Annotated in this window: 25 protein-coding genes; 3 read left to right on the top strand and 22 right to left on the bottom strand. The window is 44.6% G+C overall.

Translation table 11 applies throughout. The features are described 5' to 3' along the window. Positions 1-8 precede the first annotated feature (8 nt). The 3 genes from QGN29_RS10025 to QGN29_RS10015 all read right to left on the bottom strand — a co-directional run bounded on the left by QGN29_RS10025 (position 9) and on the right by QGN29_RS10015 (position 4,340). Positions 9-500: a chemotaxis protein CheW gene (locus QGN29_RS10025; protein WP_310797718.1), complete on the bottom strand. Its 492-nt coding sequence runs from the start codon at positions 498-500 to the stop codon at positions 9-11. Next, on the bottom strand, positions 497-3,586 hold the full coding sequence (locus tag QGN29_RS10020; RefSeq protein WP_310797717.1) for a chemotaxis protein CheW: 3,090 nt from the start codon (positions 3,584-3,586) through the stop codon (positions 497-499). The genes QGN29_RS10025 and QGN29_RS10020 overlap by 4 nt, the downstream gene beginning before the upstream one ends. 115 nt (positions 3,587-3,701) lie before the next feature. After that, positions 3,702-4,340, bottom strand: a complete 639-nt coding sequence (locus QGN29_RS10015) for a histidine phosphotransferase family protein (protein WP_310797716.1) — start codon at positions 4,338-4,340, stop codon at positions 3,702-3,704. A gap of 103 nt (positions 4,341-4,443) precedes the next feature. Between QGN29_RS10015 and cysQ the strand changes: the two genes are divergently transcribed. Beyond that, the gene (cysQ, locus tag QGN29_RS10010; RefSeq protein WP_310797715.1) at positions 4,444-5,256 is read left to right on the top strand and encodes a 3'(2'),5'-bisphosphate nucleotidase CysQ; all 813 of its coding nucleotides are present in this window, start codon (positions 4,444-4,446) and stop codon (positions 5,254-5,256) included. Between the two features lie 77 nt (positions 5,257-5,333). Here the strand turns inward: cysQ and tolB are convergent, their stop codons facing one another. The 11 genes from tolB to QGN29_RS09955 form a co-directional block, all read right to left on the bottom strand. Beyond that, entirely contained in the window at positions 5,334-6,680 is a 1,347-nt protein-coding gene (gene tolB, locus QGN29_RS10005; protein WP_310797714.1) for a Tol-Pal system beta propeller repeat protein TolB, read from the bottom strand. A 161-nt stretch (positions 6,681-6,841) separates the two neighbouring features. After that, positions 6,842-7,738, bottom strand: a complete 897-nt coding sequence (gene tolA / locus QGN29_RS10000; RefSeq protein ID WP_310797713.1) for a cell envelope integrity protein TolA — start codon at positions 7,736-7,738, stop codon at positions 6,842-6,844. An 8-nt stretch (positions 7,739-7,746) separates the two neighbouring features. Further along, complete coding sequence (locus tag QGN29_RS09995) at positions 7,747-8,184, bottom strand: ExbD/TolR family protein (RefSeq protein WP_310797712.1); 438 nt, start codon at positions 8,182-8,184, stop codon at positions 7,747-7,749. Between the two features lie 8 nt (positions 8,185-8,192). Continuing rightward, positions 8,193-8,942 carry a protein TolQ gene (tolQ, locus tag QGN29_RS09990; RefSeq protein ID WP_310797711.1) on the bottom strand — a complete coding sequence of 250 codons (750 nt, stop codon included), beginning with the start codon at positions 8,940-8,942 and terminating at the stop codon, positions 8,193-8,195. Continuing rightward, the gene (locus QGN29_RS09985) at positions 8,939-9,427 is read right to left on the bottom strand and encodes a thioesterase family protein (protein WP_310797710.1); all 489 of its coding nucleotides are present in this window, start codon (positions 9,425-9,427) and stop codon (positions 8,939-8,941) included. The genes tolQ and QGN29_RS09985 overlap by 4 nt, the downstream gene beginning before the upstream one ends. 3 nt (positions 9,428-9,430) lie before the next feature. Then, on the bottom strand, positions 9,431-10,477 hold the full coding sequence (gene ruvB, locus QGN29_RS09980; RefSeq protein WP_310797709.1) for a Holliday junction branch migration DNA helicase RuvB: 1,047 nt from the start codon (positions 10,475-10,477) through the stop codon (positions 9,431-9,433). Next, the gene (gene ruvA / locus QGN29_RS09975) at positions 10,474-11,106 is read right to left on the bottom strand and encodes a Holliday junction branch migration protein RuvA (protein WP_310797708.1); all 633 of its coding nucleotides are present in this window, start codon (positions 11,104-11,106) and stop codon (positions 10,474-10,476) included. Before ruvA ends, ruvB begins: the two co-directional genes overlap by 4 nt. Positions 11,107-11,112: 6 nt before the next feature. Continuing rightward, positions 11,113-11,604, bottom strand: a complete 492-nt coding sequence (gene ruvC, locus QGN29_RS09970) for a crossover junction endodeoxyribonuclease RuvC (protein ID WP_310797707.1) — start codon at positions 11,602-11,604, stop codon at positions 11,113-11,115. Positions 11,605-11,622: 18 nt separating this feature from the next. Beyond that, entirely contained in the window at positions 11,623-12,366 is a 744-nt protein-coding gene (locus QGN29_RS09965) for a YebC/PmpR family DNA-binding transcriptional regulator (protein WP_310797706.1), read from the bottom strand. 157 nt (positions 12,367-12,523) lie between these two features. Then, positions 12,524-13,582, bottom strand: a complete 1,059-nt coding sequence (locus tag QGN29_RS09960; protein WP_310797705.1) for a Kelch repeat-containing protein — start codon at positions 13,580-13,582, stop codon at positions 12,524-12,526. After that, on the bottom strand, positions 13,579-14,679 hold the full coding sequence (locus tag QGN29_RS09955; RefSeq protein WP_310797704.1) for an NAD(P)/FAD-dependent oxidoreductase: 1,101 nt from the start codon (positions 14,677-14,679) through the stop codon (positions 13,579-13,581). The genes QGN29_RS09960 and QGN29_RS09955 overlap by 4 nt, the downstream gene beginning before the upstream one ends. Before the next feature lie 134 nt (positions 14,680-14,813). On the opposite strand from QGN29_RS09955, the gene gor reads away from it, so the two are divergent. After that, positions 14,814-16,154, top strand: a complete 1,341-nt coding sequence (gene gor, locus QGN29_RS09950; RefSeq protein WP_310797703.1) for a glutathione-disulfide reductase — start codon at positions 14,814-14,816, stop codon at positions 16,152-16,154. Here the strand turns inward: gor and QGN29_RS09945 are convergent. The 5 genes from QGN29_RS09945 to rpmE form a co-directional block, all read right to left on the bottom strand. Then, entirely contained in the window at positions 16,151-16,585 is a 435-nt protein-coding gene (locus tag QGN29_RS09945) for a hypothetical protein (RefSeq protein ID WP_310797702.1), read from the bottom strand. The genes gor and QGN29_RS09945 overlap by 4 nt on opposite strands. Before the next feature lie 222 nt (positions 16,586-16,807). After that, positions 16,808-17,827: a 2-oxoacid:ferredoxin oxidoreductase subunit beta gene (locus QGN29_RS09940; protein WP_310797701.1), complete on the bottom strand. Its 1,020-nt coding sequence runs from the start codon at positions 17,825-17,827 to the stop codon at positions 16,808-16,810. Positions 17,828-17,840: 13 nt separating this feature from the next. Next, on the bottom strand, positions 17,841-19,694 hold the full coding sequence (locus QGN29_RS09935) for a 2-oxoacid:acceptor oxidoreductase subunit alpha (RefSeq protein ID WP_310797700.1): 1,854 nt from the start codon (positions 19,692-19,694) through the stop codon (positions 17,841-17,843). Between the two features lie 191 nt (positions 19,695-19,885). Beyond that, a complete protein-coding gene (locus tag QGN29_RS09930; protein ID WP_310797699.1) occupies positions 19,886-20,797 on the bottom strand; it encodes a hypothetical protein in 912 nt (303 codons plus the stop codon). Positions 20,798-20,966: 169 nt separating this feature from the next. Beyond that, positions 20,967-21,191: a 50S ribosomal protein L31 gene (gene rpmE, locus QGN29_RS09925; protein WP_310797698.1), complete on the bottom strand. Its 225-nt coding sequence runs from the start codon at positions 21,189-21,191 to the stop codon at positions 20,967-20,969. A 209-nt stretch (positions 21,192-21,400) separates the two neighbouring features. On the opposite strand from rpmE, the gene QGN29_RS09920 reads away from it, so the two are divergent. Continuing rightward, the gene (locus QGN29_RS09920) at positions 21,401-23,200 is read left to right on the top strand and encodes an ABC transporter transmembrane domain-containing protein (protein ID WP_310797697.1); all 1,800 of its coding nucleotides are present in this window, start codon (positions 21,401-21,403) and stop codon (positions 23,198-23,200) included. Positions 23,201-23,260: 60 nt separating this feature from the next. On the opposite strand, the gene QGN29_RS09915 is transcribed toward QGN29_RS09920, so the two are convergent. From QGN29_RS09915 to QGN29_RS09905, 3 genes are all read right to left on the bottom strand, one after another. Next, a complete protein-coding gene (locus QGN29_RS09915; protein WP_310797696.1) occupies positions 23,261-24,355 on the bottom strand; it encodes a peptidoglycan -binding protein in 1,095 nt (364 codons plus the stop codon). After that, positions 24,355-25,482 (bottom strand): MotA/TolQ/ExbB proton channel family protein, encoded by a 1,128-nt coding sequence (locus QGN29_RS09910; RefSeq protein ID WP_310797695.1) that lies wholly within the window; start codon positions 25,480-25,482, stop codon positions 24,355-24,357. Before QGN29_RS09910 ends, QGN29_RS09915 begins: the two co-directional genes overlap by 1 nt. Positions 25,483-25,588: 106 nt before the next feature. Continuing rightward, positions 25,589-26,404, bottom strand: a complete 816-nt coding sequence (locus QGN29_RS09905; RefSeq protein WP_310797694.1) for a LytR/AlgR family response regulator transcription factor — start codon at positions 26,402-26,404, stop codon at positions 25,589-25,591. Between the last annotated feature and the right edge of the window lie 24 nt (positions 26,405-26,428).

Below are 26,428 nucleotides of genomic sequence, written 5' to 3'. Positions count from 1 at the left end.
CCGATCGTTTAGGCTGCTTTTGACGATGACTCTAGATCTAGAAGTTTTTCTACATCCAAAACCGCCATCAGCTCATTTTCCAGACGGTAGATGCCTTTACTGACATCGCGCCACTTAGGATCCAGCGTAATAGGGTTCCTCTCAAAAAGCTCGTCTGAAAGAGACAAAACTTCCCCTACTGAATCAATTTGTAAACTATAAGGCTCATCATTATGTTCGACCACAACACTCATAGATTTTTGACCTTCTTCTCTTGGCGGCAAATCCATTCGCACTCTCAGGTCAATTGCAGTCACAATACGCCCACGAAGGTTTAAAACACCTGCAACCCACTCTGGAGATAAAGGAATGGCTGTAATCCGCTGTTGATTAAGGACATCATGCACTGACAATACTGGAATGCCAAGTAATTGCCCTGCAAGATTTACAGTTACATAATCTTGACTGCCTGATCCACTGGCGACAACGCTGAGATCATTTCTTACGACGAGATCATTCATGCTGCATCTCCTTGAAGTTTAAGCTGCTGAGCTAAGCTGCGCAGCAGTGTTTCTTGATCAAATTTAGCGACATAATCATCAAAACCGACTTCAATTCCGTGATTAATATCCTTATCACTTGCCAAGCTCGAAAGCGCTATAAGAGGTGTATGCTGCCAAATTCCCGAAGATTTAATAGCTTCTGCAAATTCAAAGCCTGTCATATCAGGCATTTCAATATCAGAAACAATAAGATCGAACATGATTCCATCTTCTCGAAGATCCAAAGCCTTTTGAGCTCCGTTCACAGCTGTTACTTTATAGCCAGCAACTGTCAAGACGGGGCGCACCATACTCCGGAAGAAATCACTGTCATCAATTAAGAGAACATGCGCATCTTTTGCTGGGGCAACATCCTCTTCCGTGTCCCTACTCTTAAGCCAATCAGAGAAGGCTTGGGCTAGGAAGTATGCCACATTGATAATTTCTGTAGTATTGCCATCTACAACAGCAGAACCAACAACACTTTCATTGTCAGACGCCAGTTTAATATCAAGCTTGTCATCGACGATATCCATGATCTGATCTACAGCGAGGCCCATCGTATATTCTCTGTCTGTGAACACAAGAACAGGCTGTCGGCCTTCACTGACGAATTCCATCGTCGGATCAGCTTTAATGATCGGCATCAAGGCTCCTCGGTACTGAACCACATGCCGGCCATTAGACATTTCAATTTCATCAATTGCTATATCCTCAAGTCGCGCAATCAAGGAGAGCTGTACAGCCTTATTATTCTCAGAACCTGCCCTGAACACCAGCATACTCTCATTTTCGTCAGAACTTGCTTTGTGAACCACATCTTCCTCAACTTTGTCTTCAACTTGATCAGAGGCACCTGCATTCGAGCGGGCCGCAATACCATTTGGATCCAAAATCATAATCACGCTACCGTCACCAAGGATTGTATTTCCAGAATAGATAGGGATATCCTTCAAGATTGGCGCCACAGGTTTAACGACGATTTCTTCAGTATCAAAGACCTGATCAACCACAATACCAAAGGTATAGGCCCCAACCTGTGCCACAATGATGAAATCATCCTTGTCTTCATCGGCTTCCAGTTCTTCGCGCGTTGAGAAGTCTAGAATCTCATTCAGATAAACGAGTGGTAGCAACCGATTGCGCAGCCTCAAGACAGGGGCATCTTTAATCTTCTCAATACGATATTCTGAATCAGATGACGCTCTAACAAGTTCCAGGACACTAATCTGAGGAATAGCAAATCTCTCGCCATCTGCTTTGACGATCAAGGCAGAAACAATAGCAAGTGTCAGCGGAATCTTAATTTCAAATGTAGAGCCTTTCCCTTCGATAGAAACCATATCAATGGTGCCACCAATTTTTTCAATATTTGAGCGCACAACATCCATGCCAACGCCTCGGCCTGAAACTGATGTGACTTTCTCTGCTGTAGAAAAACCAGGATGGAAGATAAACTTTTGAATTTGGTTATCAGACATCTCAGAGAGTTCGCTTTCAGTCGCCAACTCTTTTTCAAGAATCTTGCCTTTCAGCTTCTCCACTGGAATGCCGCGCCCATCATCTCTAATTTCCACAATAATGTGACCGCCTTCATGGTAGGCGTCTAAAATAATCGTGCCGGTCTCAGGCTTGCCTAGTGCAAGACGCTCTGCTGGCATTTCCACACCGTGGTCTGCTGAATTTCTGACCATATGTGTCAAAGGATCTTTAATAAGCTCAAGAACTTGACGATCCAGCTCGGTTTCAGCACCCCGCATCTCAAGTTCAATTTTCTTATCAAGTTCAACGGTCAAATCACGAACAATACGAGGCAATTTCGCCCATGCATTACCAATCGGCTGCATGCGTGTCTTCATCACACCTTCTTGAAGTTCAGTTGTACACTGACTCAGACGCTGAAGCGGCACCCCTAGCTCAGAATTATCCATATCTCTAGAGATTTGAAGCAATTGGTTCCGCGTCAGTACAAGTTCGGACACCATATTCATCAAATCTTCAAGCAAATCGACACTGACACGAATAGACTGTGAGGTCCGCTTTGTATCTCCAGAGGTTTTAGCTGTCGCGGCCTCTGCTTTCGCTTTCGAAGAAGAGACCACAGCCTCTCTGACAAGCTCAAAACTCATGATCGCTTCATCGCGGGTGTCCGCCTCAACCTGACACTCTGTCATCACTGATTTCATGAATACGAGCAATGCATCAAAACATTTATCATCGAAACCAGGCATGGTTATCATTAAACGCGCAACATTATCCGCAGAATCTAGATCGTCCCTAAAGAGAGCTGTCATGATACCGGACAGACGACCTTTTCGCTGATCGACGGTAGAATCTTTAAAGAATTTAGAAAGCTTAGGATCATTCGGCAACCGCGAGGACATTAAATGTGCCATCACTGCAATTGCATCTTCACCGCCAACCCGATCATAAAGAGGTTCAGACGCAGACGTATTTGCTTCTACGATATCCGCAGCCTGTTCTTCTTCCATAGCAGCTGCCATTTCAGCTTCCATATCCATTTCGTCGCCAGCACTATCATCAGCACCACCAGCTTCAGGGCCTGGAGCGGAAGCAAAAGCAGCCTCTAGTTCTTCAAGAGTAACTTCGCCAGCTTTTAGAGGACGACCTAACCCTTGGTCGACAATATCAGCCTCGATGACATCAGCCTCTGGTTCTGATGCTAAACTGCCTTCAGCAATAGCATCTAAGCGATCAATGAGATCATTGTCATCGCCTTGCGGCTCTTCTTCTGTTTCTTCAAGGCCTGCAAGAATGTCTTTAATTCTGTCTAAGCTTTCTAGAATAACAGTCACAGCATGCTCGGTAACCTCAAGCTCACCATCGCGGAATTTTCCAAGAACATTCTCTGAAGCATGCGCAACAGATTCAAGTCTTGGCAAACCTAGGAAACCACAGGTCCCCTTAATTGTATGAACTAGTCTGAATATATTATCCAAAACTTCTTTGTTGTTCGGGTCTTGCTCTAATTTGACAAGCTCAACATCAACAACATCAATCGCTTCTGATGTTTCCGTTAAGAATTCATTTAAGAGGTCATCCATATTTATTCCCCGTTACTCATTGTCATCTATAATTGCCATCATAAACCAAATAGTTGGTGTCACTTTAGGTTCAAATAAAATCCACTGTAAAGCCTAAAGTGGTCTCCACTCAAAATTATCCTTGTTTTGAAACTATAAAGGTCATTTCCGTCTCATTTCCACGATCCAATCGAATTCCCAAACCATTCTCAAGACTTAACGATTTTGCCAGGCAAACAGGAATTGATTTTGGATCCGCATCCACATCACTTAGTGATTTCTCTACAGCTGAAGCGACACTTTCATGAATGATTAAACGAGCGCCAGAGGCTTTAATAATGATTAACTCCTCAGCGTCACTTTCTAATCCTTCAAGTGAAATTGATAAAATCCCCTCACCGATAACACATTCTCCGGCAACCAGTGCTAAATTCAAAAGGATTTTCATAAGGTTTTTATCTGCAGCCGCCACATCAGAAGACCAAGCAATGGTGACTTTTGATTTATCGAACAAAGAAGCAAGAGCCAGCTTCGCCTCTTCAAGATTAATCACCGCTCCAAATCCACCACCAAGACCAAAAGCAAGCCGAAAAAATTTCAGCTTATTTGTTGTCTGAACAACAGAATCTTCAAGAAGATCTACGATCTGCTCTTGCATGTCCGCATTGCCTTTATCGTGCAACAATTCAACGCCATTACTCATTGCCCCAACAGGACTAACAAGGTCGTGGCATAAACGTGAACACAACAATCCAGCAAAATCTGCGTTTTTCATAAATTCCTCACTTCAACATGAGCATAAACTATTGCCCTAAATTGGCAAACAAAGTATTAACAAATCACAAATTTATGTATTTTTCTTGTAATAAGGACAAAAAATGTCTCCAGAATACCTTAAAAGCTTAGTCTCTCCCCTCACGGAAACCATATTAGAAGCTGGTGAAACAGTCATGGATGTCTTTCATTCAGATTTTAGTGTTTATGATAAAAATGACGAATCTCCTGTAACAGAAGCGGACCGGAGAGGTGAGATTATCATTGAAAAGGCCTTATCTGCAATAGCACCCTCTATTCCCATGGTTGGCGAAGAGGCAAAATCTGAAGGCAAATGTCCGGATATTAGCGGTGGAACATTCTGGCTAGTAGATCCTTTGGACGGCACCAAAGAATTTATCAAAAAAGGCAATGATTTCACCGTAAACATTGGACTAATTAAAGATGGCACGCCTATCATGGGATTTGTCTTAGTCCCTGCAAGTAATGAGCTTTTTTGGGGAATCGTCAATGAGGGGGCTTGGAAGGCTGATATTGTCGGTGGAAAAGTCACCAATACTCGCGCCATCAAATGTCGCAAAACAAATCCTGACGCCATGACGATCGTCGCCAGTAAATCGCATCGCTCAACAGAACTTGAAGACTATCTTGCCGATTATCAAGGGGCTGAAAATGTATCAATTGGATCTTCCTTAAAGCTATTACTCTTGGCTGAAGGAAAAGCTGACCTCTACCCCCGCCTAGGCCCTACATGTGAGTGGGACACAGCGGCTGCGCACGCAGTATTACTCGCTGCCGGTGGTCGTGTAACTGTTCCTGGCGGAGAGGATCTAACTTACGCTAAAGATTTAAAGACATTTCTAAACCCTTGGTTTTTGTGCGTTGCAGATCAGAGTTTTGACGCAAAACCTCTGTAAAGCAGCGCTTTAAGCGTAGAAAAACAAAAACTATTTACCAAAAGTAAAATGCCCGCCAATGAAGCGGGCATTTTATTTTATTTCTTGGTGAGCGGTTGAGGCGGAGACCAGGCCGGGTCTGATGCATCGCCTATTGTATTCACTTTCCGTTCATTATATCCAGTCAAATCAACAGACCAAAGTGTACTACGCCCCTTGCCATTGATTTGATTAGGGTCTGTTCTAAAAAACATCAAAACGCGCCCATTTGGAGACCAGGTAGGGCCTTCATCTTGATAGGCATTCGTTAAGAGACGTTCACCTTTCCCATTAGGCCGCATCACACCAATTCTAAATTTGCGATCCCCTATTTTTGTAAAAGCTACAAGATCACCGCGTGGAGACCAAACAGGCGTTGCGTAGCGGCCACGCCCAAATGAAATACGTTTAATATTAGAGCCATCCGCATTCATCACATAGAGTTGCTGAGACCCGCCTCGATCTGAATTGAAAACAATTTTGGATCCATCTGGAGAATAACTCGGCGAAGTATCAATACCTGGATGATTAGTAAGGCGCTTGCTCTTTCGAGTTCTCAAGTCCATGACATACAGATCAGAATTTCCATCTTCAGATAAGGACATAATAACTTTATTCCCGTCTGGCGAAAAACGAGGCGCAAAAGTCATATTCTGTTTGAAATCACCCAGTATTTCGAATTTATTACTGAGAATGTTCAAGAGATAAACGCGTGGTCGATCGTTATAATAACTCAAGAAAGTTATCTCTTGACGATTTGGCGAGAAACGCGGTGTTAAGACAAGATAACTCCCGTCTGTCAGAAACTGCTGATTCACCCCGTCTTGGTCCATTATCGCAAGCCTTTTTATACGATTGAGGGCTGAGCCACTTTCTGCAATATATACGATCCGGGTGTCGAAATATCCTTCATCCCCTGTCATTCGTGTATAAATTTTGTCAGAAATAACATGAGCAATTCTGCGCCAGTTTGATACAGGTGTTGTATAGCCCACGCCTTCAAGTTGACGGCCCGAGAGAACGTCCCAAAGTCGAAATTCTACACGTAAACTTCCATTATCAAGGCGAACCATGCGTCCCGTTACAAGTCCTTGTGCGCCTATTGGTTTCCATTGAGCAAATCGAGGCAAAGCATCCTTGTTGACGTCTTTATTGATAAAACTGTTATGAGGAAGCGCTCTGAAAAGCCCAGTAGATTGAAGGTTATTGGTAATGACTGAAGCAATGCCCGCGCCAATCTCACTTAACATAACCCCGTCCACTTCCATGTCCACATCAGGATGAAAATCAGGAATAGCAACGGGGATAGCTTCGACCTTCCCGCCAACAACATCAATTTTCATTTGTGCTTGAACAGAAAAAACGCTTAAGAAAAAAAGACTTATAAAGATAGAAAATCGTAGCATAGCGAAGAGAAACCCTTTTACCCAACTGAAGTCATAGCCTTGAAAAACATAGCGATGTCTATTGATCTACTGCATTCATGATCATCAAACAAGCTGCATCTAACTTATTTTAGGAATAAGGCCGAAATTTGGTTAGTTCATCTTACGAATGCCAAAAGATTTTATTCATAAATATCTGGAGGACGGAAGGTAATATCAAAATATTTATTTCCGGCTTTTATGATTGGAATAGCTTCCTCAAATTTTCCGCAACTCATAGCTGCGCGGATTACACTATCTCCAAATACCCTTTTAAATGGTTGAGCTGCATCATCATAATCGCCGTCTAACATGATTGGCTTCCGCGCTAATTCACCCTGTAAATTCAAGTACAATCTTATCGGAGCTGCCATATCTTCACTGTTTTTCAACCCTTTTGGGCGATTCCAGCAGTTATTTAATTTATAGGCAATCGCATCTCTTATTGCTGCTGCACGAATCCGACCCGCCAAGCCTTCGAAACTCGGCGCCTTCTTCTTAGGCTCTTTTATTTTCGCTTTAGGCTTCTTAGCCTTCTTCTTAGGTTTGGGCGTCTCTTTGGTCTCTTCTTTCAAAGATCGATCAATAAGTTCAGCAATCTTACTTGATTTAAACCGTTTGGGCGGCTTTGGTTTCATTTTTGGCCGAATGCTATTTCTAAGCCGCATCTGCTTTGTTACCTTAGGTTTTGGCTTAGGCTTAAGCTTTTTTGCCGGCTTTGCTGGTTTTAACGTTGGCATGGCATCAGGTGTTAATGCAGCCACTGCCTCATTCTTTGCATAGGAAGGTTTTCTTTTTTCTTCTTGAGGTTCTTCTCTAGTTTCTTCAGCCTTTTTGACAATCTTCCTCTCCTTTTCCACCTTTACAAAATCAATTTGTATGGGCTCAGGAACAGGAGGTCGCTTAGAAGTAAGTTCAGGAAGGCCCACTAAAGCAACAGTTACGATGCCTCCATGCAGTGCCAAAGAAAAGGCAAGACCCCGATCCATATTTTTGATCGCGGTTAATATCGTCTGCATGTTCAGTGTTTCTTTTGTCATCGAACCCGTTATCGATTATCTGCCATTAGAGCAACTTTGGTAAAACCAGCGGCATTAATCATGCCTATCACTTGCATAATACGTCCATATTCTAAAGACGTATCACCGCGAATATAAATTTTCACATCCCGATTGTTACCTGCTATTGCATAAAGGCGTTCTTTCAATTCTCCGTCTGCGATCGCATTATCGGCTATAAATATGTCCCCTTTAGGGTCAATAGTAATTTCCAATGGCTTACTATCTTGAGGCAGTGTCTTTACTGAAGCTTTTGGCAAGTCCACTAACACACCCGGCTGAAGCAAAGGTGCAGCAACCATAAAAATAATCAAGAGCACAAGCATAACATCAACAAAGGGCGTCACATTAATTTCAGCAAGAGGCCGATAGCGACCAGCCGCCCCTCTTCTTGATTTAATACTACCTCCACCTAATTGCATGCCCATAATACCACCTACTCACGCTCATCAAGTTGACGCGATAGGATCGCACTAAACTCATCAGAAAAGCCTTCAACACGGGCCGCATAACGACCAAGGTCTGTAGAGAGTTTATTATATGCAATCACGGCGGGGATCGCGGCGACAAGGCCAAGAGCTGTTGCAAGCAATGCCTCAGCAATTGGTCCGCCGATTGATGCAAGCGATGTATCTGAAGACTGCGCAATCGCCGTAAAAGCATTCATGATTCCCCAGACTGTCCCAAACAGCCCAACAAAAGGCGCAGCAGAGCCAATTGTAGCAAGATAGCCAACTTGCCCTTCAAGTCGCTCCATTTCACGGGTAGTTGTCACATGCATCACCTTATTAATACGGTCCTGTATGGTTAACTTATCAACGTTCGATCGATTACCACTCATGGACCGTTGCCACTCTCTCATGGCTGTGACAAAGACTGCTGCCATTGGATGATCAGGATTGGTCCGCAGACGTTCATGCAAGGCATCTAAGGATTGGCCTGACCAGAAATCATCTTCAAAGTCATCGCTTTTTTGACGCGCATCTTTTACCCGCTGCCATGTATTATAGATGATCGACCAACCCCACACGCTTGATGCGATCAACATGATCATAACCAACTGCACGACAATATCTGCTTCAGCAAACATCGACCAAAAAGTGAAATCCGTTTTGCTCCCTGCAAGAGTTTCGGCTTCTAACGCCTGGTTTGTTGCCTGCATTGCTAGTGCCATTATTCCATTCATGATGCACCCTCATCATTGCTACTTTGATATTCATTCATCCACTGAGACCATGCGGCTTTCACAGTTTGTGGCCAGCGCTTAGGGCGGCCCTTATTGTCAACGATTGCGACCAATAATTCTGCTTCGGCAACCAGCTCCCCTGCCTCGTTTTCAATGCGCTGAGCAATCTCGATCGCCGCGGCTCGAACCTTGGTCACACGAGAAAATCCATTCAGAATATCACCGACAGTGCTTTGTCTATGATAGGTTACATTGATATTTCTAACCACATAAACTACCGGACCACCCTCTTCCTCTGGCATATCCATAAGAACAGAGACATCTGCGGCTGATCCCCGAATGCTTTCGCTTCTGATGCGTTCAAAAAAGCTGACATAGCGGGCATGATAGGTCATGCCGCCAACATCTGTATCTTCATAGTAAACCCGGATTGGAAAAGAAAATTCTCCGTTAGTCCATACTCCCTCAGACGGTTTTAAACTCATCTGCTACTCCTTCAATAAATCGAATTGATCTTGAACGTCACTCCCTTTAGGCGGGGTCAGGCCAAGATGCTTCCATCCACTTGCGGATAAGAGGCGCCCACGCGGTGTTCGCTGTACTAAACCTATCTGCAATAAGTATGGCTCAATTATGTCTTCGATCGTATCTCTTGCTTCGGATAAAGCGGCAGCAAGGGTTTCAACCCCCACAGGTCCACCGCCGTATGTTTCCCCTATACAGTACAAATACCGACGATCCATCATATCCAGGCCTAATGCATCGACTTCAAGACGATTCAATGCCTGATCCGCAGTCTTTTGGTCAACAATTTCACTGCCCGCTACCATAGCAAAATCTCGCACTCGGCGAAGCAATCGACCTGCAACACGGGGCGTTCCCCGTGAACGGGCAGCAATTTCCATCGCGCCGTCATGGCTCATCGAAAGGTGTAGCAATTTCGCCCCTCTTTCTACCACTTCACAGAGTTCTTCAGCGGAATAAAATTCCAAGCGAGTAGGAATGCCAAAACGATCTCTAAGAGGCTTTGTTATCAGCCCAGTTCTTGTTGTGGCGCCTACAAGAGTAAAGGGAGGTAAATCGATGCGCACAGACCGCGCTGCTGGACCATCTCCAATGATAAGATCCAACTGAAAATCTTCCATGGCTGGATAGAGGATTTCTTCAACTGCTGGTGATAATCTATGAATTTCATCAATAAAGAGAACATCCCGCTCTTGTAAGTTTGTGAGCAAAGCTGCTAGATCCCCAGCTTTTGTAATCACAGGCCCTGATGTTGCTTTAAAATTTACACCTAATTCTCGAGCAACAATCTGCGACAGTGTTGTTTTACCTAAGCCAGGAGGTCCATAAAAGAGCACATGATCCATGGCTTCCCCGCGGGTGCGGGCCGCTTCGATAAAAATTTGTAAATTCTCTCTCGCCTGCGTTTGACCGATAAAGTCATTAAGCGTCTGAGGCCTTAACCCATTCTCAGCGTAATCGCTATGGCCTTCACTTGTATCAATTAATCTTTCTTCACCGTCTTCAATCATAGAGAAGCAAGCTCCTTAAGAGCTAGAGGGATAAGAGCATTCACAGAGATATTCCCTTCAACCTTCGACCGTGCCATTGCAACTGCTGTGTGAGCCTCTGCAGGGCGGTACCCAAGGTTTGATAGCGCAGACACTGCATCCGCAAGCACTTGATCTCCTTTATCATTAACAGGAGAGGCCGAAACGCTGCCATCGGAGGGCATTTGCGAAGCGGTTGAAACAGCGAGCGAAGCAACTTTATCTTTTAATTCATTAATGATCCGGCCGGCAAGTTTTGGCCCCACACCGCTTGCTCGGCTAATCACACCTTTGTCCTGAGCTGCAATGGCCGTCTGAATTTCACTGGGTGAACCGACTGATAGAATTGCAAGGCCAACTTTTGCCCCAACGCCTTGAACGCTGCATAAAAGGGTGAAACATTCTTTTTCTTGCTTATCCCCAAAACCATATAACAAAAAAGCATCTTCCCGCACCACAGTCTCTATAAAAAACTGGACAGCCTCTCCTTTGGTAGGAAGCTTGTCTAAGGTTCGCGCGCTTGAATGCACAAGATATCCTACACCGTTGACATCAACAACAGCCCAGCCATCGCCGATTTCGTCAAGAATACCTGTAAGTTTAGCGATCATAGATTTTTACCTAATTCCCAATGCCCGATTTGCATGGACATTATGTGCGTGACAGATTGCGACTGCAAGAGCATCAGCTGCATCTGACCCATTTATTTTAACCCCTGGCAACAAAACCTGAACCATGGCATCTACCTGGTCTTTTGCAGCGTGCCCAACGCCAACAACAGACTTTTTCACATGGTTTGGTGTATATTCTGACACCATCAGACCATGACTTGCTGGCACAAGCAAGGCAATTCCTCTCGCTTGACCTAACTTTAGAGTAGAAGTGGGATTCTTATTGACGAATGTCTCTTCGACGGCACAACTGTCTGGATTATACTCTTTCAAAACAGTTTCAAGACCGTCTCGTAGTTCCACCAATCTTTCAGCAAGAGAGAGCTTAGTCGTTGACTTTACAATTCCATTGCCTACGTGAATCAGACGGGTGCCATGGCTCTCCACGACACCCCATCCTGTTTTCTGCAATCCTGGATCAATTCCAAGTAGACGCATGCTCCCTCCCAAGGATAATTATGCGAGTTGCGCGAGGACATCCTCTGAAACACTAAAGTTTCCATAAACATTTTGAACATCATCATGTTCTTCAAGTTTATCAATCAAATTCATGAGTTTTTCAGCACCCTCTTTATCAACATCCATTGGCTCTTTTGGCTTGAAAATTAACTTGGCCGCTTCGGGATCTTGAAACTGCGCTGTTAAAGCAGAAATCACTGCATGTAAATCTGATGGATCTGTGTAAATCGTGTGACTTTCATCATCACTCTCGACTTCATCTGCGCCCGCTTCGAGAATAGCTTCAAACATGGTATCCTCGTCTGCAACTTCAGCTTTATAGACAATCTCACCGACACGATCGAACATGAAACCAACAGAGCCAGTCTCTCCCAGATTGCCGCCAGATTTAGTGAAAATTGACCGTACATCAGAGGCTGTACGATTTCTATTATCGGTCAGAGCTTCTACGATCACACCGATTCCATTTGGGCCGTAGCCTTCATACCGCATTTCTTCATAAGACTCTGTATCACCGGCTTCTGACTTAGCAATGGCCCGTGTGATATTGTCTTTAGGCATAGATTGCCCCCGCGCAGTAGCGACAGCAAGGCGTAGCCGAGGGTTTGAGTCCATGTCAGCCCCTCCCATCTTTGCGGCGATGGTGATTTCTCTTGAGAGTTTTGAAAATAGATTAGAGCGCTTCTTATCTTGTGCGCCCTTACGGTGCATAATGTTTTTAAATTTACTATGGCCAGCCATGGTTACCTTCTACTTTTATTGCTTTGACATCATACATAAGCCTAACGACTTTTGAGGTTGCCTCTTATGTAGCAAATTTCTCTGATTTGAACAGGAAAAAATAGCATTCTCAAAAAATCTTTGGGCTTTTTTAGGAAAGAAAACATTCCAAAGCCTATTACCATTGATGGGGATAGGACATTTTCAAAAGTTTCTGATCCCTGCCCATGCCACCAACCGTAAACCACGTCTCATTAATTTTAACCAGACCGCGATGATCCATAGTGGCTTTAGACCAATTCTTGAGTACTCGCCATTTTCCTGCCTTGAAATCCCACCCCCATGTATGCGGCGATGGTTGACTGGGCTCACCATTATAGCCAATCCCACTATAATTATATGCGTTTGACGATCCCCCAGTGAAAAGCATAAAACTGGCATCTGAAATGCCTGCCGCAGCCATGCGATAATTGCCTTTCCCTGGCAATTGGGGCAACCTTTTCCATGTCACATTCAAAGGATTTTCAGGATCTATGGTCCCTAACCATTGCTCGTTCACTGTATCAAATTTTCGCCGTCCTTCTTTGGTTTTTCCAACAACTGCGACGCCATCAGCAATGATAAACTGATTGCCAATAATTCCTCCTGCATGACCAAAAACAGGGGAACCTGGATAGTCTGTCGCCCTCCTCCATATTTTTTCAATCGTATCATAAACCTGGACCAGAGATACATTACCCGTATCATGCCATCCGCTAACAAGGTAAATAAAGCGTTCTCTATAGACAAAACTCACTGTATCATCCACAGGTGTTGGCATAGGCGGTAAGCGGGTATAGGTCTTTTTAGCAGGGTCAAACTTCACACCATAAGACGTAGACTTCTCGCTCCCGTCTTCAGCTACTGTATAGCCTCCAAAAATATAAAAATGTGCCCCAATACCCACTGCTGTTGCGGCTAAAACACCTTGTTCCTTAATCGGCAACGGTGGCATTTCCTCCCACTGTTTAGCGCCTTTTTTAAAAAGATAGACATCCTTGCTCACATGCTGCCAGGTGCGACCATTTTTCAATCCTCCCGCAACAAGAATCATTGTTTGATCCGCTTTAGTTGAGTTCATAGGATTAATCCACGCGACGGCATGATTACTACGAGCCTCTGGCAAAGGAACAATGTCGCAAGCAAAAGATCCTAAACTTAAGCAGATGGCAACAAGTATAGCCGTGATAAATTTCATGATAGACCCTTTATCATCTCTGTCACAGTGGCACCAATCGCCTGTGACGCTGTTAAGCCGGGGCTTTCAATCCCGAATAAATTAATCAAGCCTGTCACCTGGTGCTCTTGAGAATTCTGAATCAAAAAATCTGCGCCGCCCAAATCAGGCCCTACAATTTTGGGACGTATCCCAGCAAAATCGGGGTGAAGCTTTTCTTCATCCAAAGAAGGATAATATTGTTTAATTAAAGAAATAAAATGTTCTTTTCTCTCGGAGGTGACTGTATAGTCTTCTTCTTCTATCCACTCCACATCAGGGCCAAAACGAGTTCTTCCATTAAAATCTATAAGAGAGTGTGCTCCCAGACCAGCTTTAGTTGGCAAGGGATAAACCAAACATTTGAAAGGCGCCTCCCCTTCTAACCAAAAGTAGTTTCCTTTGGCTAAATATTGTTTAGGGATAAACTTTTGATCCAAGCCTCTGATGGTTTTGGCCACTTTTTGCGCGCTTAAGCCAGCAGCATTAACAACCGTTTTTGCAAGCACAACAAAGTCTGATGTTTCGACAGCGATCCCTTTGGCCATAGCCATAGCAGATAAAATCTCAGTATTAGGAGCATACGTCCCACCAGAATTTTCAAAGTCTCCCAACATCGTCACCATCAGATCATGGACATCAATGATCCCTGTCGACGGGGACCATAAACCAGCAATCGACTGAACAAGCGGTTCAATTTCATTCACTTTTTCTTCGGTTAAATATTTCAGATCTCTCACGCCATTTCGGATCGCTTGCTTGTTGATATCTCTCAATTTTTGAAGGTCATAATCTGAATTTGCAACGACAAGCTTGCCACACTGTTTATGATCAATTCCTCTTTCTTGAGCATATTTATACAGCAATTCTTTGCCTTGCACACAGAGTGCCGCCTTCCGACTGCCGGAAGGATAATAAATACCGCCGTGAATCACACCACTGTTTCGGCTACTCACACCGCTGCCAAACTGTGCCTCTTTTTCAACAAGAAGGGTTTCAATCCCGGCCAATTGCATAGCCCGAGCGCAAGCAATGCCAACGACCCCAGCCCCAATTACAACTGCCTGAACTTTTTCCATCCACCCTATTTCACAAGAAATTGATCTCTTTCCTCTTCAAATCTAGCTGAAATACTTTAAATAGAGAAGAAATCTTTTCTCTAATAATCTCAGGATTGCATCGAGCAAGAATTATCTGAGAGTCAGGAATATATATGTCTTATGATTATGATCTGTTTGTAATTGGTGCAGGCTCAGGGGGTGTTCGGGCCAGCCGTATCGCATCAAGCTACGGAGCGAAAGTCGCAGTGGCTGAAGAATATCGCATTGGGGGCACCTGTGTCATTCGCGGCTGTGTACCTAAAAAATTGCTCGTCTATGCCAGTGGTTTTTCGAAAGACTTTAAACTAGCTGAAGGCTATGGTTGGACTGTAGGAGAGACAAGTTTTTCATGGGAAACACTAATTGAACGTAAAGATGCAGAAATCGACCGTTTAAATGGTTTATATATCAATACCCTATCCAATGCTGGCGTAGAAATGATCGAAGGCAGAGCTCTTGTTACTGGGCCAAATTCTGTGCGTGTAGGGGATCAAGAGTATTCAGCAAAATATATTCTCATTGCCGTTGGTGGCTGGCCAATGATGCCTGACCTTCCTGGCATTGAACATGCTGTATCCAGTAACGAAGCCTTGCATTTTGAGAAACAACCCGACCATATCGTTATTGTTGGCGGGGGCTATATTGCTGTGGAATTTGCTGGAATCTTCAATGGTATGGGTAGCCAAGTCACACAGTTATATCGTGGCGAACAAATACTGAGAGGGTTCGATACTGATCTTCAACACAGTCTTGCAACAGAAATGAAGGCTCGAGGGATCGACCTTAGAACCAGTCTGAATGTGACAAAGATAGACAAAACTGAAAAAGGAGTAATTCTCCATCTGACTGATGGCACTACCCTCGAAGCGGACGCTGTCATGTATGCTACAGGCCGAGCGCCTAAGACCGATGGCCTTGGTCTTCAGGATGCCGGTGTTGCGCTGGATAAAGCACAAGCTGTGATCGTTGATGAATACGGAAAAACTTCTGTGGACAGCATCTATGCAGTTGGGGATGTGACCAATAGGGTTCAACTCACCCCTGTAGCCATTAAAGAAGGCCATGCCTTTGCAAATACAGTCTTCGGCAATATGCCGTCAAGCCCAGAGCATGATGCTATTCCGTCCGCTATTTTCAGCCAACCCCCTATCGGAACTGTCGGTCTTACTGAAGCACAAGCCTTTGAAAAATATAATGGGAAAATTAAAGTTTTCAAAAGCGGTTTCAAACCGATGAAACACACTCTTGGTGGCTCTGAAGAGCGAGCATTGACCAAGCTCATCGTCGCTGAGGAAACAGATGTTGTTGTCGGTGCCCATATGATTGGACTAGATGCTGCAGAGATTATGCAGGGCATCGGCATTGCTGTAAAAGCAGGCCTAACGAAGGCTCAGTTTGATGCAACCGTTGCAATCCATCCATCAAGCGCCGAAGAATTTGTGCTGATGCGTTAACGGCAAATACGGTGAAGAGCTTGTAATTCCTCTAGCTCTTCATCATATAGCGCCTGTTTTTTAAGAGTCACATCATTTAAGACCTGCAAGGCTTGACAGATCTCTCCTATTTCATCGCCCCGTTTTTGACCAAGGCAGTCCACAAGCTTTTTCCCTTGTGCCAATCTATCAATGGTTTCACAAATATACTGAAGAGGAACGGCAATGGACCTGCTTACAAAATAGGCGCCTAAGCCGCCTAGGATGAAAATAAACATTCCGATCAATAGCGCCACATCTCTCATCCAATGAGTCATCGCTTCTGCATTGGTCACTATGACAATACAGAGTACAAGGAACAGACTCAGAGGTATGTTAACAGCGATCAGAATTTTGCCGCGCAGCCTTAAATTTGAAAATTTTATTCTCTGTCTGTATATTTTAAAACTCATAACGCCCCTCAATACTATTTACTACATCACCTTACCTTCTTTGTGATACTGGGGATTACTTAACGAACCTATAAAATTTTCTACCGAGATCGGGTATACTGCTTAAATAAGAGAAAACTATAAAATAAATTGATATCAAACACTTATTCATAGTTTCATCCGACACATAACAAAAAAAGAGGCGAAAATCGCCTCTTTACTTTCTTCTATATATCTATTTGTTTATTTGACATGCCAGGTTTGTCCGCCGAGGACGATGTCTTTAATAGATCTTTTCTTTTTCTGCCTTGCGTGGTCGATTTGGGCGTGGACAGCACGCTCATAAGAAAGGTCGACGCTTTCTTGATACAAGACGCCCATAGCCACAGGCTCTCCGTCTCCCGCTCCGAGTTCTGCCAGCAAGCGTGCGATCCCTATATGGCTTTCATCGTGGGTTAAAACATCCTCTTGTGTGATATTATTTTCGCCGATGGTGACCACTTTCAGGCTGAAGCTATCCATATCAAAGACAATGCCTTTGTTCCCTTCTTTCCCGAAGATCATCTTTTCCCCATGCTCCAGAAGCAACTGTTTGTCTTGGGCGGTTTTCTTATCCGTAATATCGGACCATGCATCATCATTATAGACGATACAATTTTGCAAGATCTCAACAAAAGCAGCGCCTTTATATTGGTGTGCGGCTTTGAAGACACCAGGCATATGTTTTTGGGCTGTATCCACTGTCCGTGCGACAAACTTAGCCCCGCAGCCAAGCGCAAAGTTAATCGGATTAAGGCTGGGATCCACAGACCCCATAGGAGTAGACGGGGTCTTAATCCCAACTTCTGAGGTGGGACTATATTGTCCTTTGGTCAGGCCATAAATCTTGTTGTTAAACAACAGAATATTCAGGTCCACATTCCGCCGCAGCGCATGCAGTGTATGGTTCCCCCCAATGGAAAGACCATCCCCGTCGCCTGTGATCAACCAAACATCAAGATCTGGATTTGCCAACTTAAGCCCGGTCGCTACCGCGGGGGCTCGACCATGAATGGTATGGAACCCATAGGTGTTCATATAGTAAGGGAACCGGCTCGAACAGCCAATGCCAGAGACAAAGACTGTATTCTCGAGCGTCGCGCCCATCTCAGGCAAGGTTCTCTGCATACATTTTAAAATCGCATAGTCTCCGCAACCCGGACACCATCTGACTTCTTGATCACTGGTAAAATCTTTAATGGTTAGTGGTGATTGATCTGTCATCGTCTCCCCTCCCCTATGCCTTCTCTGAGGCGAGATCGCGAATAGCGTTCAGCACTTCAGTAATTTTAAATGGTTGGCCCGATACCTTATTCAACGGCTGGGCATCAATAAAGAAACGATCGCGGATCACTGTTTTCAGTTGACCCGTATTCATTTCAGGGATCAGAACATGATCAAAGGATTTCAATAAAGCATCCGTATTCGACGGCATCGGATTCAGATGACGGAAGTGTACATGGCTCACATCCACTCCTTCTGACCGAGCAATCTTCACCGCTTCCTCAATCGGACCAAAGGTCGATCCCCATCCCACAACACCTATCCGAGCACCCGCGCTGCCCGTCGAAGGCTCTAAAGGCGGAATTTCCCGCGCAATACCCGCAACTTTCGCCGCTCTGACATCCGTCATCTTCTGGTGGTTCGCAGGGTCGTAAGAGATATGACCCGTATCATAGCTTTTCTCAATCCCGCCAATTCTGTGCATACATCCTGGCGTCCCCGGCTTCGCCCAGTTCCGTGCTAGCGAAAGATCATCCCGCTGATAAGGGTTAAACTCCCCGTCCTCTGGGGCCGACGCAAACGCCACCTCAAATGGCTCAAGCGCTTCCATATCCGGTAACTTCCAAGGCTCCGCAGCATTCGCAATAAAGCCATCCGACAGTAAAATAACCGGCGTCATATATTTGAGCGCAATCCGACATGCCTCAATGGCTGTCTCAAAGCAATCCGCAGGAGAGCGGGTCGCGAGCACCGGCAAAGGCGCATCCCCGTTCCGGCCGTATATGGCTTGGTACAAGTCAGACTGTTCCGTCTTGGTCGGTAACCCCGTTGATGGACCTCCGCGCTGGACATTCACAACAACCAAAGGCAATTCCGTAGAAATCGCTAACCCAAGCGCTTCCCCCTTAAGAGCAATCCCAGGGCCTGACGAAGATGTCACCCCCAGAGCCCCGCCAAAAGCAGCCCCCAAGGCCGCACAGACTGCCGCAATCTCATCCTCCGCCTGGAACGTCAGAATGCCAAGGTCTTTCAACGACGAAAGCGTATGTAAAACGGGAGAGGCCGGCGTAATCGGGTAAGACCCAAGAACAATATCCAATCCAGACAATTCTCCGCCCGCTGCCAAGCCCCAAGACAAAGCCTCAGAACCCGTCACCGTCTTATAAAGACCCGGCTCTTGCTTCACTGCACCAATGTGATACCGCTTTATACTGGTGGATAACTCAGCCGTTTCTCCATAAGCATGCCCCGCATTCAATGCCGCAATATTCGCTGCCGCAATCTCAGGCTTTTTAGCGAACTTCTTCTCAAGCCAATCCGTAACCGGCGCTCTGCTGCGGTCAAACATCCAAAGCATCAACCCCAGCATATACATATTCTTTGAACGCAGCGCATCCTTGTTCCCAAGGCCAAACTCTTTCACTGATTCAACCGTCTGCTTAGACGCATCCAACGTGATCAGCTGATAATCTTCAAGACAACCATCCTCAAGGGGATTCGTCTCATAACCCGCTTTTTGAAGATTCCTCTTGGTGAAACTGCCCGCATCAACAACCAACAAACCACCCCGCCGAAGATTATCCAAAGAGACCTTCAACGCCGCAGGGTTCATCGCAACCAAAACATCAGGCTCATCACCTATCGTCTTAATCGATTTAGCACCAAAATTAATTTGAAACGCAGACACCCCAAACGTCGTCCCAACAGGGGCGCGGATTTCCGCAGGGAAATCTGGAAATGTCGCTAAGTCTGAGCCCGAAAGCGCAGTAGAGTTCGTAAATTGGCTGCCGGTCAGCTGCATTCCGTCACCAGAATCACCTGCAAACCGAACCACCGCAGATTCTAAAATCTGGACGTCCGTTGTCATAGTATTTTCCTTGTCATACCTTTTTGGGTCATGTGAATAAACACAATGCCCGAGAGGCCTTTACAGAACCAGGCAACCTGTCCCGATCCCTTATTAAAGTTAAACTTCTCTTACAATGTTTTTTCAGAAAAGCAAAAACAAAAAAAATTTACTGAGACGTTAGATCAGCTTCACTGAGAGGGATAAAAAAATTAGAATTGAGGATAATTCACAGCAAGGAATTGTCCATATAAGTCGTTAAAATGGTCGATAAAGCCACTCGCAATCCAATATCTTGAATAGGCTTTATAGTCTTCCGTTGTAACATAGTGTGTCAAAATTTTTTCCGCTGCCGCTATGATCACTTTACCGTCAGACGTTTTTGAACAGCCAATATGAACTCCCACATAAGACGGTGTCTCGTCAATAGGTATACCAATGAGGTTTGAGGGCTTTTTTTGCACTTTAAAATAATGTTGGATATTTTCCGGATAATCAATTGCAAGATCCACGCGCTTGTTATTCAGCATGTTAATGAGGGTGTCCGTAACCTTCATGGTTGATAATTCTAGCGCCTGATCTCTATGGTCTTCAATTACTTTGGACACAGCCGGGGCGTAGGCCAACCCTTTTACAACGCCAAAAGAAAGAGAGGGATTTCCTTTGAGTAGGTTAGCAAGGCTGACTTTTTTATCATGTTTGGTATCAAGATTTAATCTCTGAAAAGTATCTGCATGCATAAAGACATATCGTGGCATGAAAATATGTACAGGCTTTGTAAAATAAATATGAGAGAGGCGCTCTTCAGATTTTAAAAGAATACTGCAGGAGGTCTCTGCATTAAAAATCCTGAAAAGACGAGGGATAGACCCTTGAACCTTTGAGTGGGTATAGCCTGAGAGTTCAGTCTTTAAGAGCGCGCTAATTTTATCCCCGAGTCCATGCCCTTTATCCTGCCCTCGATAGCTGTATGCAATAGGATAATCATATTCCACCCAGTTAATATGTGGCTTACTTTCAGACAGCTTTCCCTTTTGAGAAGACTGCCCCTCTGCAGAATGTCCTTGGCTAGAAAAGCTGAACCCCACCAGGCACAGAACCAGCGTCATATATACTCTAAACATTTAGATTATCCCCATAACTAAATTTTTTCATTTAAAGTTGTATAGGGAATGGGTTAACAAATACTAAAGATAGAAAAAAACGCACAAGGATCTCAAAACAAAAAAAACACTGAGCTCTTGAGCTCAGTGTTTTGTCAAACTGTATGACACAGTCAATGCAAAAGCGTGATTACTTTTTAAGTGAGAAAGAACCAAAACGCTTCTTAAAGCGTGCAACCTGACCGCCTTCAACAGCGATACGGTTACCACCAGTCCAAGCTGGGTGTACTTTTGGATCAATCTCAAGAGTCATAGTGTCTCCTTCAGCGCCCCAAGTAGAGCGTGTCTGGAATGTAGAACCGTCTGACATCACAACATTGATTGTGTGGTAGTCTGGATGAATATCGTTTTTCATTTCATATCTCCAAATTTGAGGGGGATTTAACCGATACTGAGGGGGATTGCAAGTCATGAATCTGTCTTTTGTAAAAAAAAGTGTAAATATTCAGCTTTTTTCATGAAATAAGGTAAAAATCTTCAAGTTGGTGGTTGGCAATCCCGCTTTGTGCCCCTATATGAAGAGACTAAATTTCCGTATAAAGAATCCAAAAAAGAATCTGTTTTATGAGCGATCCACACACGACACCTGGACATAGTTCCAGCGATGAAGCCCCAAAAGATAAAAAACTATCAAAGATGAAAATTCTTTGGAGCTTCCTTAGAAACTATAAAATTCGCATGGCACTTGCGCTCTTCTTTCTCACCATTGCAGCGACCACTGTTCTCGTTATTCCTACAGCCCTTCAAGGCATGGTCGATAATGGGTTTTCGAATAGCGATGCCCAGAAAGTGAATGATTATTTCGTCATCTTTCTTGCGATTGTCGGTGTTATGGCCTTTTCTACAGCGATGCGCTTTTACTATGTCTCCTGGCTTGGAGAGCGCGTTGTCGCCGATATCAGAAAAGCTGTTTATGAACGTTTGATTACCATGAGCCCTGAATTCTTTGAAACCAACCGCCCAGGGGAAATTGTCTCAAGACTAACAGCGGACACCACTGTCGTTCAAACGATTGTTGGCAGTAGTTTTTCTGTTTGGTTAAGAAACGTCCTGATCGCCCTGGTGGGTACAATATGGCTATTCATTCAAAACCCAGGCCTTATGACCTATGTGATGATAGGTATACCTGTCACTATTTTCATTCTCGTATTAGTCGGACGCCGAGTGCGCAATCTCTCTCGTAAAAGTCAAGACCGCGTTGCTGATGTGGGGGCCAGAGCCAATGAATCCCTTGCTGCCCTAAATGTTGTTCAAGCCTTCACACGTGAAAATGAGGAAAGCCGTCGCTTCTCAGGGGCGACTGAAGAAGCCTTCATCATGGCTCAGCGTAGGATAACTGTACGATCTGCTCTTACAGCAGGTGCAATTTTCATAATCTTTTCCTCTATCGCTGCAGTTCTATACAGCGGCGCTCAAGACGTGATGCAAGGAACCATGACTGGGGGTGAACTTTTGGAGTTCATCATTCGATCTGTTTTTGTTGCTGGCGCATACGGTGCTCTGTCGGAAGTCTATAGTGATCTGCAACGCGCTGCAGGTGCTGCTGGGCGCCTAGCAGAGCTTTTAGCTGTAGTTCCTACCATAAAAGCGCCAGAGGCACCTGTCGCACTTCCTGAGCAGCTCTCAGGCCAAGTGAGTTTTGAAGATGTAACTTTTGCCTATCCTAGTAAGCTCGACTATCCAGCGTTGCATGAATTCACCTTAAATGTGAAGGAAGGTGAAACTGTTGCCTTGGTGGGGCCAAGCGGCGCAGGAAAGTCAACTGTGCTTCAACTTCTTCTTCGGTTTTACGATCCTCAGCAAGGCAAAGTGTCTTATGATGGCATCAATATCCAGGACTGTGATCCCTCTGAGTTCCGAGAGCACCTTGCCTTTGTCCCTCAGGAAACAATCATTTTTGCGGATACAGTCTCAGAAAACTTACGCTATGGTCGCCTTGAAGCGACGCAAGACGAAATTGTCGCTGCGGCGGAGAGTGCATCTGCTCTGGAATTCATTGAACGCCAACCCGAAGGATTTGATACCTATCTCGGTGAGCGGGGCACACGCCTTTCTGGCGGCCAGCGTCAAAGGCTTGCCATTGCACGTGCGATCCTCAGAGATGCTCCCTTACTGCTCTTGGATGAAGCAACAAGTGCACTTGACGCAGAATCAGAACGTAAAGTTCAACTGGCGTTAGATGAATTAATGAAAGGTCGCACAACGATTGTCATTGCTCATAGACTGGCAACCGTCAAGAAAGCTGATAGAATTGTTGTGATGGATGAAGGCCGTATCGTTGCGGAAGGCAGTCATGAAGATTTAATGCAACAAGACGGTCTTTATAAACGGTTAGCAGACCTACAGTTTGGTCCAGCCGGATAAGATAAGAAAATAAGAGTCGGTGTGTAACCGCCTACTCTTTGTTCAAAAAAATATCACATCTTATCTTTGGTCAAGACGCATTTCAATGCGCCGATTTTTAGAATAAGCCTCCTGAGTATCACGATCATCCAAAGGTTGATGCTGCCCAAAACCTGTCGCGGCTAATCGTTCAGCTGGCACCCCGGCAATGATGAGATATTTCACTACGGAAATAGCTCGTGCAGCCGACAGTTCCCAGTTACTGGCAAATTGTGCACTGGAAATCGGTACACGATCTGTATGACCGTCCACACGTAAGACCCAGCTTAAATTACCGGGAATCTCTCTTGAGAGTATCAAAAGCGTTTCAGCAAACTTACGCAGTTCACCCCTTCCCTGCTGACCTAATTCTGCCGAACCACTTGTAAACAAAAGTTCACTGGCAAAAACAAAACGATCCCCCTCGATACGAATGCCTGGCTGATCCTGAAGGACTTGCTTAAGGCGACCAAAAAATTCACTGCGATAGCCCGCTAACTCTTCAACTTTACTCGCCAAAGCTTTATTTAATCGACTGCCAAGTTCTACGATGACGGCTTGGTTTTTCTTATCTCGTTCTTCACTGGCTTCAAGAGCAGTCTCCAAACGCGCTAACTGATCTCTGAGCGCCGTCACATTTTGTTCTAAGGCCGCAAGTTGTAGTTTTTGACGGGCTGAAAGCTCTTTCGTCACTTTAAGTTCTTGGCTTGTTTGTCCTTCTTTCGTTTGTAGTGCATTTAGACGATTATCCGTAGCTGATAGCATTTGTGTCAATTCTTGCACACGCCCGTCAGAAAGCTTTAGGCTTTCCCGTGCAGATTGTAAGGCCTGGTCTAGCTGATCTCGCTCCGCATTCACCTGAGAGAGTGAAGCGGATAAATTACCAATGGATGCTCTTAGATCCACATTAGCCTTCTGTTCGACTTGTAAGAGATCTCCCAGCTCTTTCACCTTTCCTCGCAGTTCAGCAAGAGCCTCTTCTCTTCCTGAAAGTGTTTTCCCAAGAAAAAATTGCGCAAGGACAAACATTGATAATAAAAAGATAATCACTAACAACAGTGAGGACAGAGCATCGACGAAACCCGGCCAACTGTTATCTGAAGAACCCCCGCCTATTTTTCGACGTGATCCGATCATTATTGATCATCCTTCGTTGCTGTTAAAGGCTGTGATTCATTGTGCATTTCTGTTGTTGAGCCTTCAAGGCCAGCGGCTATGGTTCTAGACAAGACGCGAATTTCTTTCCGAAGATCCTCACTCAATTGCTCATTGGCCTTTGTACTGGAATCTAACAAAGCCTTAATGCCCACATCAATATTTGACAGATGCGAGCGACTGGCACTATCCATCATTGGCTGAGGTGGCTGGGGTGGTTGATCTGATTGGTCTGCAAGTTTATTCAGAGCCTTAGATATCTCTAACATAGTTTGTTGTAAATGATGCCGGTCTTCTTCGCCGCGTTTCAATGTTTTCTCTAGACGTTCCATCCCTTCAGCCGTTTGCTCCATAACTGCCGTGGCATAAGCGGATGGTGATCCAGAAACAGAGAGACCTGAACTTCCTTCTTCACCTCGCGAAAGCTTAGTAACACTAGAAAGCCAGTCTTCAACATCGTTATAAAACCTAGTTTGCGCTTGAGAGGCTTGCAAGTCTAAAAATCCAAGCACTAGAGAACCTGCCAATCCAAACAAAGAACTTGAAAAAGCGACGCCCATACCTGCAAGCGGTGTTTGAAGGCCATCTTTCAATTCATCAAACATCAAGGCAATATTGGTCCCGTCAATTGAAAGGCTATTTATGGTTTTACCTATGGCCCCTATGGTCCCAAGCAATCCCCAAAAAGTGCCTAAAAGGCCGAGAAAAATCAATAACCCTGTCATATATCGCGAGATTTCGCGACTTTCTTCCAATCGGTTCACTATACCATCTAAAACCGTTCGCATTGACATGGTGGACATGCGCATGGACTCAGAATGTTGAGATCTCAGCATGGCACTGGCAGACGCCATTAAATTGGGGGCTGCACTGGAGGCCTCATCTCCCCGTTTCTTAAAGTCGTTGACCCAGTCCACGGCTGGAGAAAGGTCAAAAACACGCCGAAAAGCATAGAAAAGACCAAGAAGCAACGCGCCAATGATTACGCCATTTAAAATGGCGTTGGCCATAAAGGCATCTTTCAAACTCGGAAAAATTAAGGCCGCAATCGCCAAGACTGCAATACAGAATAATCCCATTCGTGTCAGATATTTTTGTGGTTTTTTCATCAGCCCAATCCCCGACTTATAGACAATATCATACTATAACCTCATAGATTATAGACATAATTATGGCAAGCAAGGGGAATTTACAATTCTCAAAAAATAAGCAAGCTTATAGGAATCGACCGACGACGTCTTTATAAGAGCGACTAACCTTTAATTCTTCACCGCATGATAAAGTCAAGAAACATTCACCGTTTGAATGGGGTCTTACTTCAAGCACCATATCAAGATTCACAATTGTAGAACGGTGTACACGTTGGAAAATTTTGGGATCGAGTCGTGCGATCATATTTTTCATAGTCTCACGAAGAATGTGAGTTTTCTCACCGACATGAATACACATATAGTCACCAGCAGCATCAATAAAGTCGATATCCTTCACATCAACGATCGTAATATGTCCTCTATCTTTTATACGAAGCTGTGGCTCAAAGACTTCTGTGGAACTATCGGCAGACCCTTCTAGGATTGCTGTCAGAGCTTCTTTTGGTGCATTATCAATATTCTCAATTAATTCTACTAAACGGGCATTTTGTTCTATAGCGACACGTTGTTGCATGGCTTCTTCGACGCGCACAATTGCTTCTTTCAAACGCTGTTCCTCAACTGGCTTTAGCAGGTAATCAAGTGCATGAGCTTTAAAAGCATCCAGCGCATATTGATCAAAGGCTGTAACAAAGATAATTAAAGGCAACTCTGCTTCACCAACTAAGGACTTAAGGACTGAAAACCCATCAAAACCCGGCATTTGAATATCAAGAAAAACAAGGTCAGGCTTTTCTTCTTTAATGGCCTTTACGGCCTCTCGCCCGTTTGAACACGTCCCAATTACTTCTATATTATCAAAAGGTTCCAGCCTGATCTTCAAACCTCGAATCGCAAGTGGTTCATCATCAACGAGAAGTGTTCTTATGTTCGTGCTCATGTTTTGTTTCCCAATATAGTCGTT

It is taken from the genome of Temperatibacter marinus (genome assembly GCF_031598375.1).
Taxonomy (GTDB): Bacteria; Pseudomonadota; Alphaproteobacteria; order Sphingomonadales; family Kordiimonadaceae; genus Temperatibacter; species Temperatibacter marinus.
The sequence above is the reverse complement of the archived record's forward strand: the minus strand, read 5'-3'. Positions and strand labels throughout refer to the sequence as shown.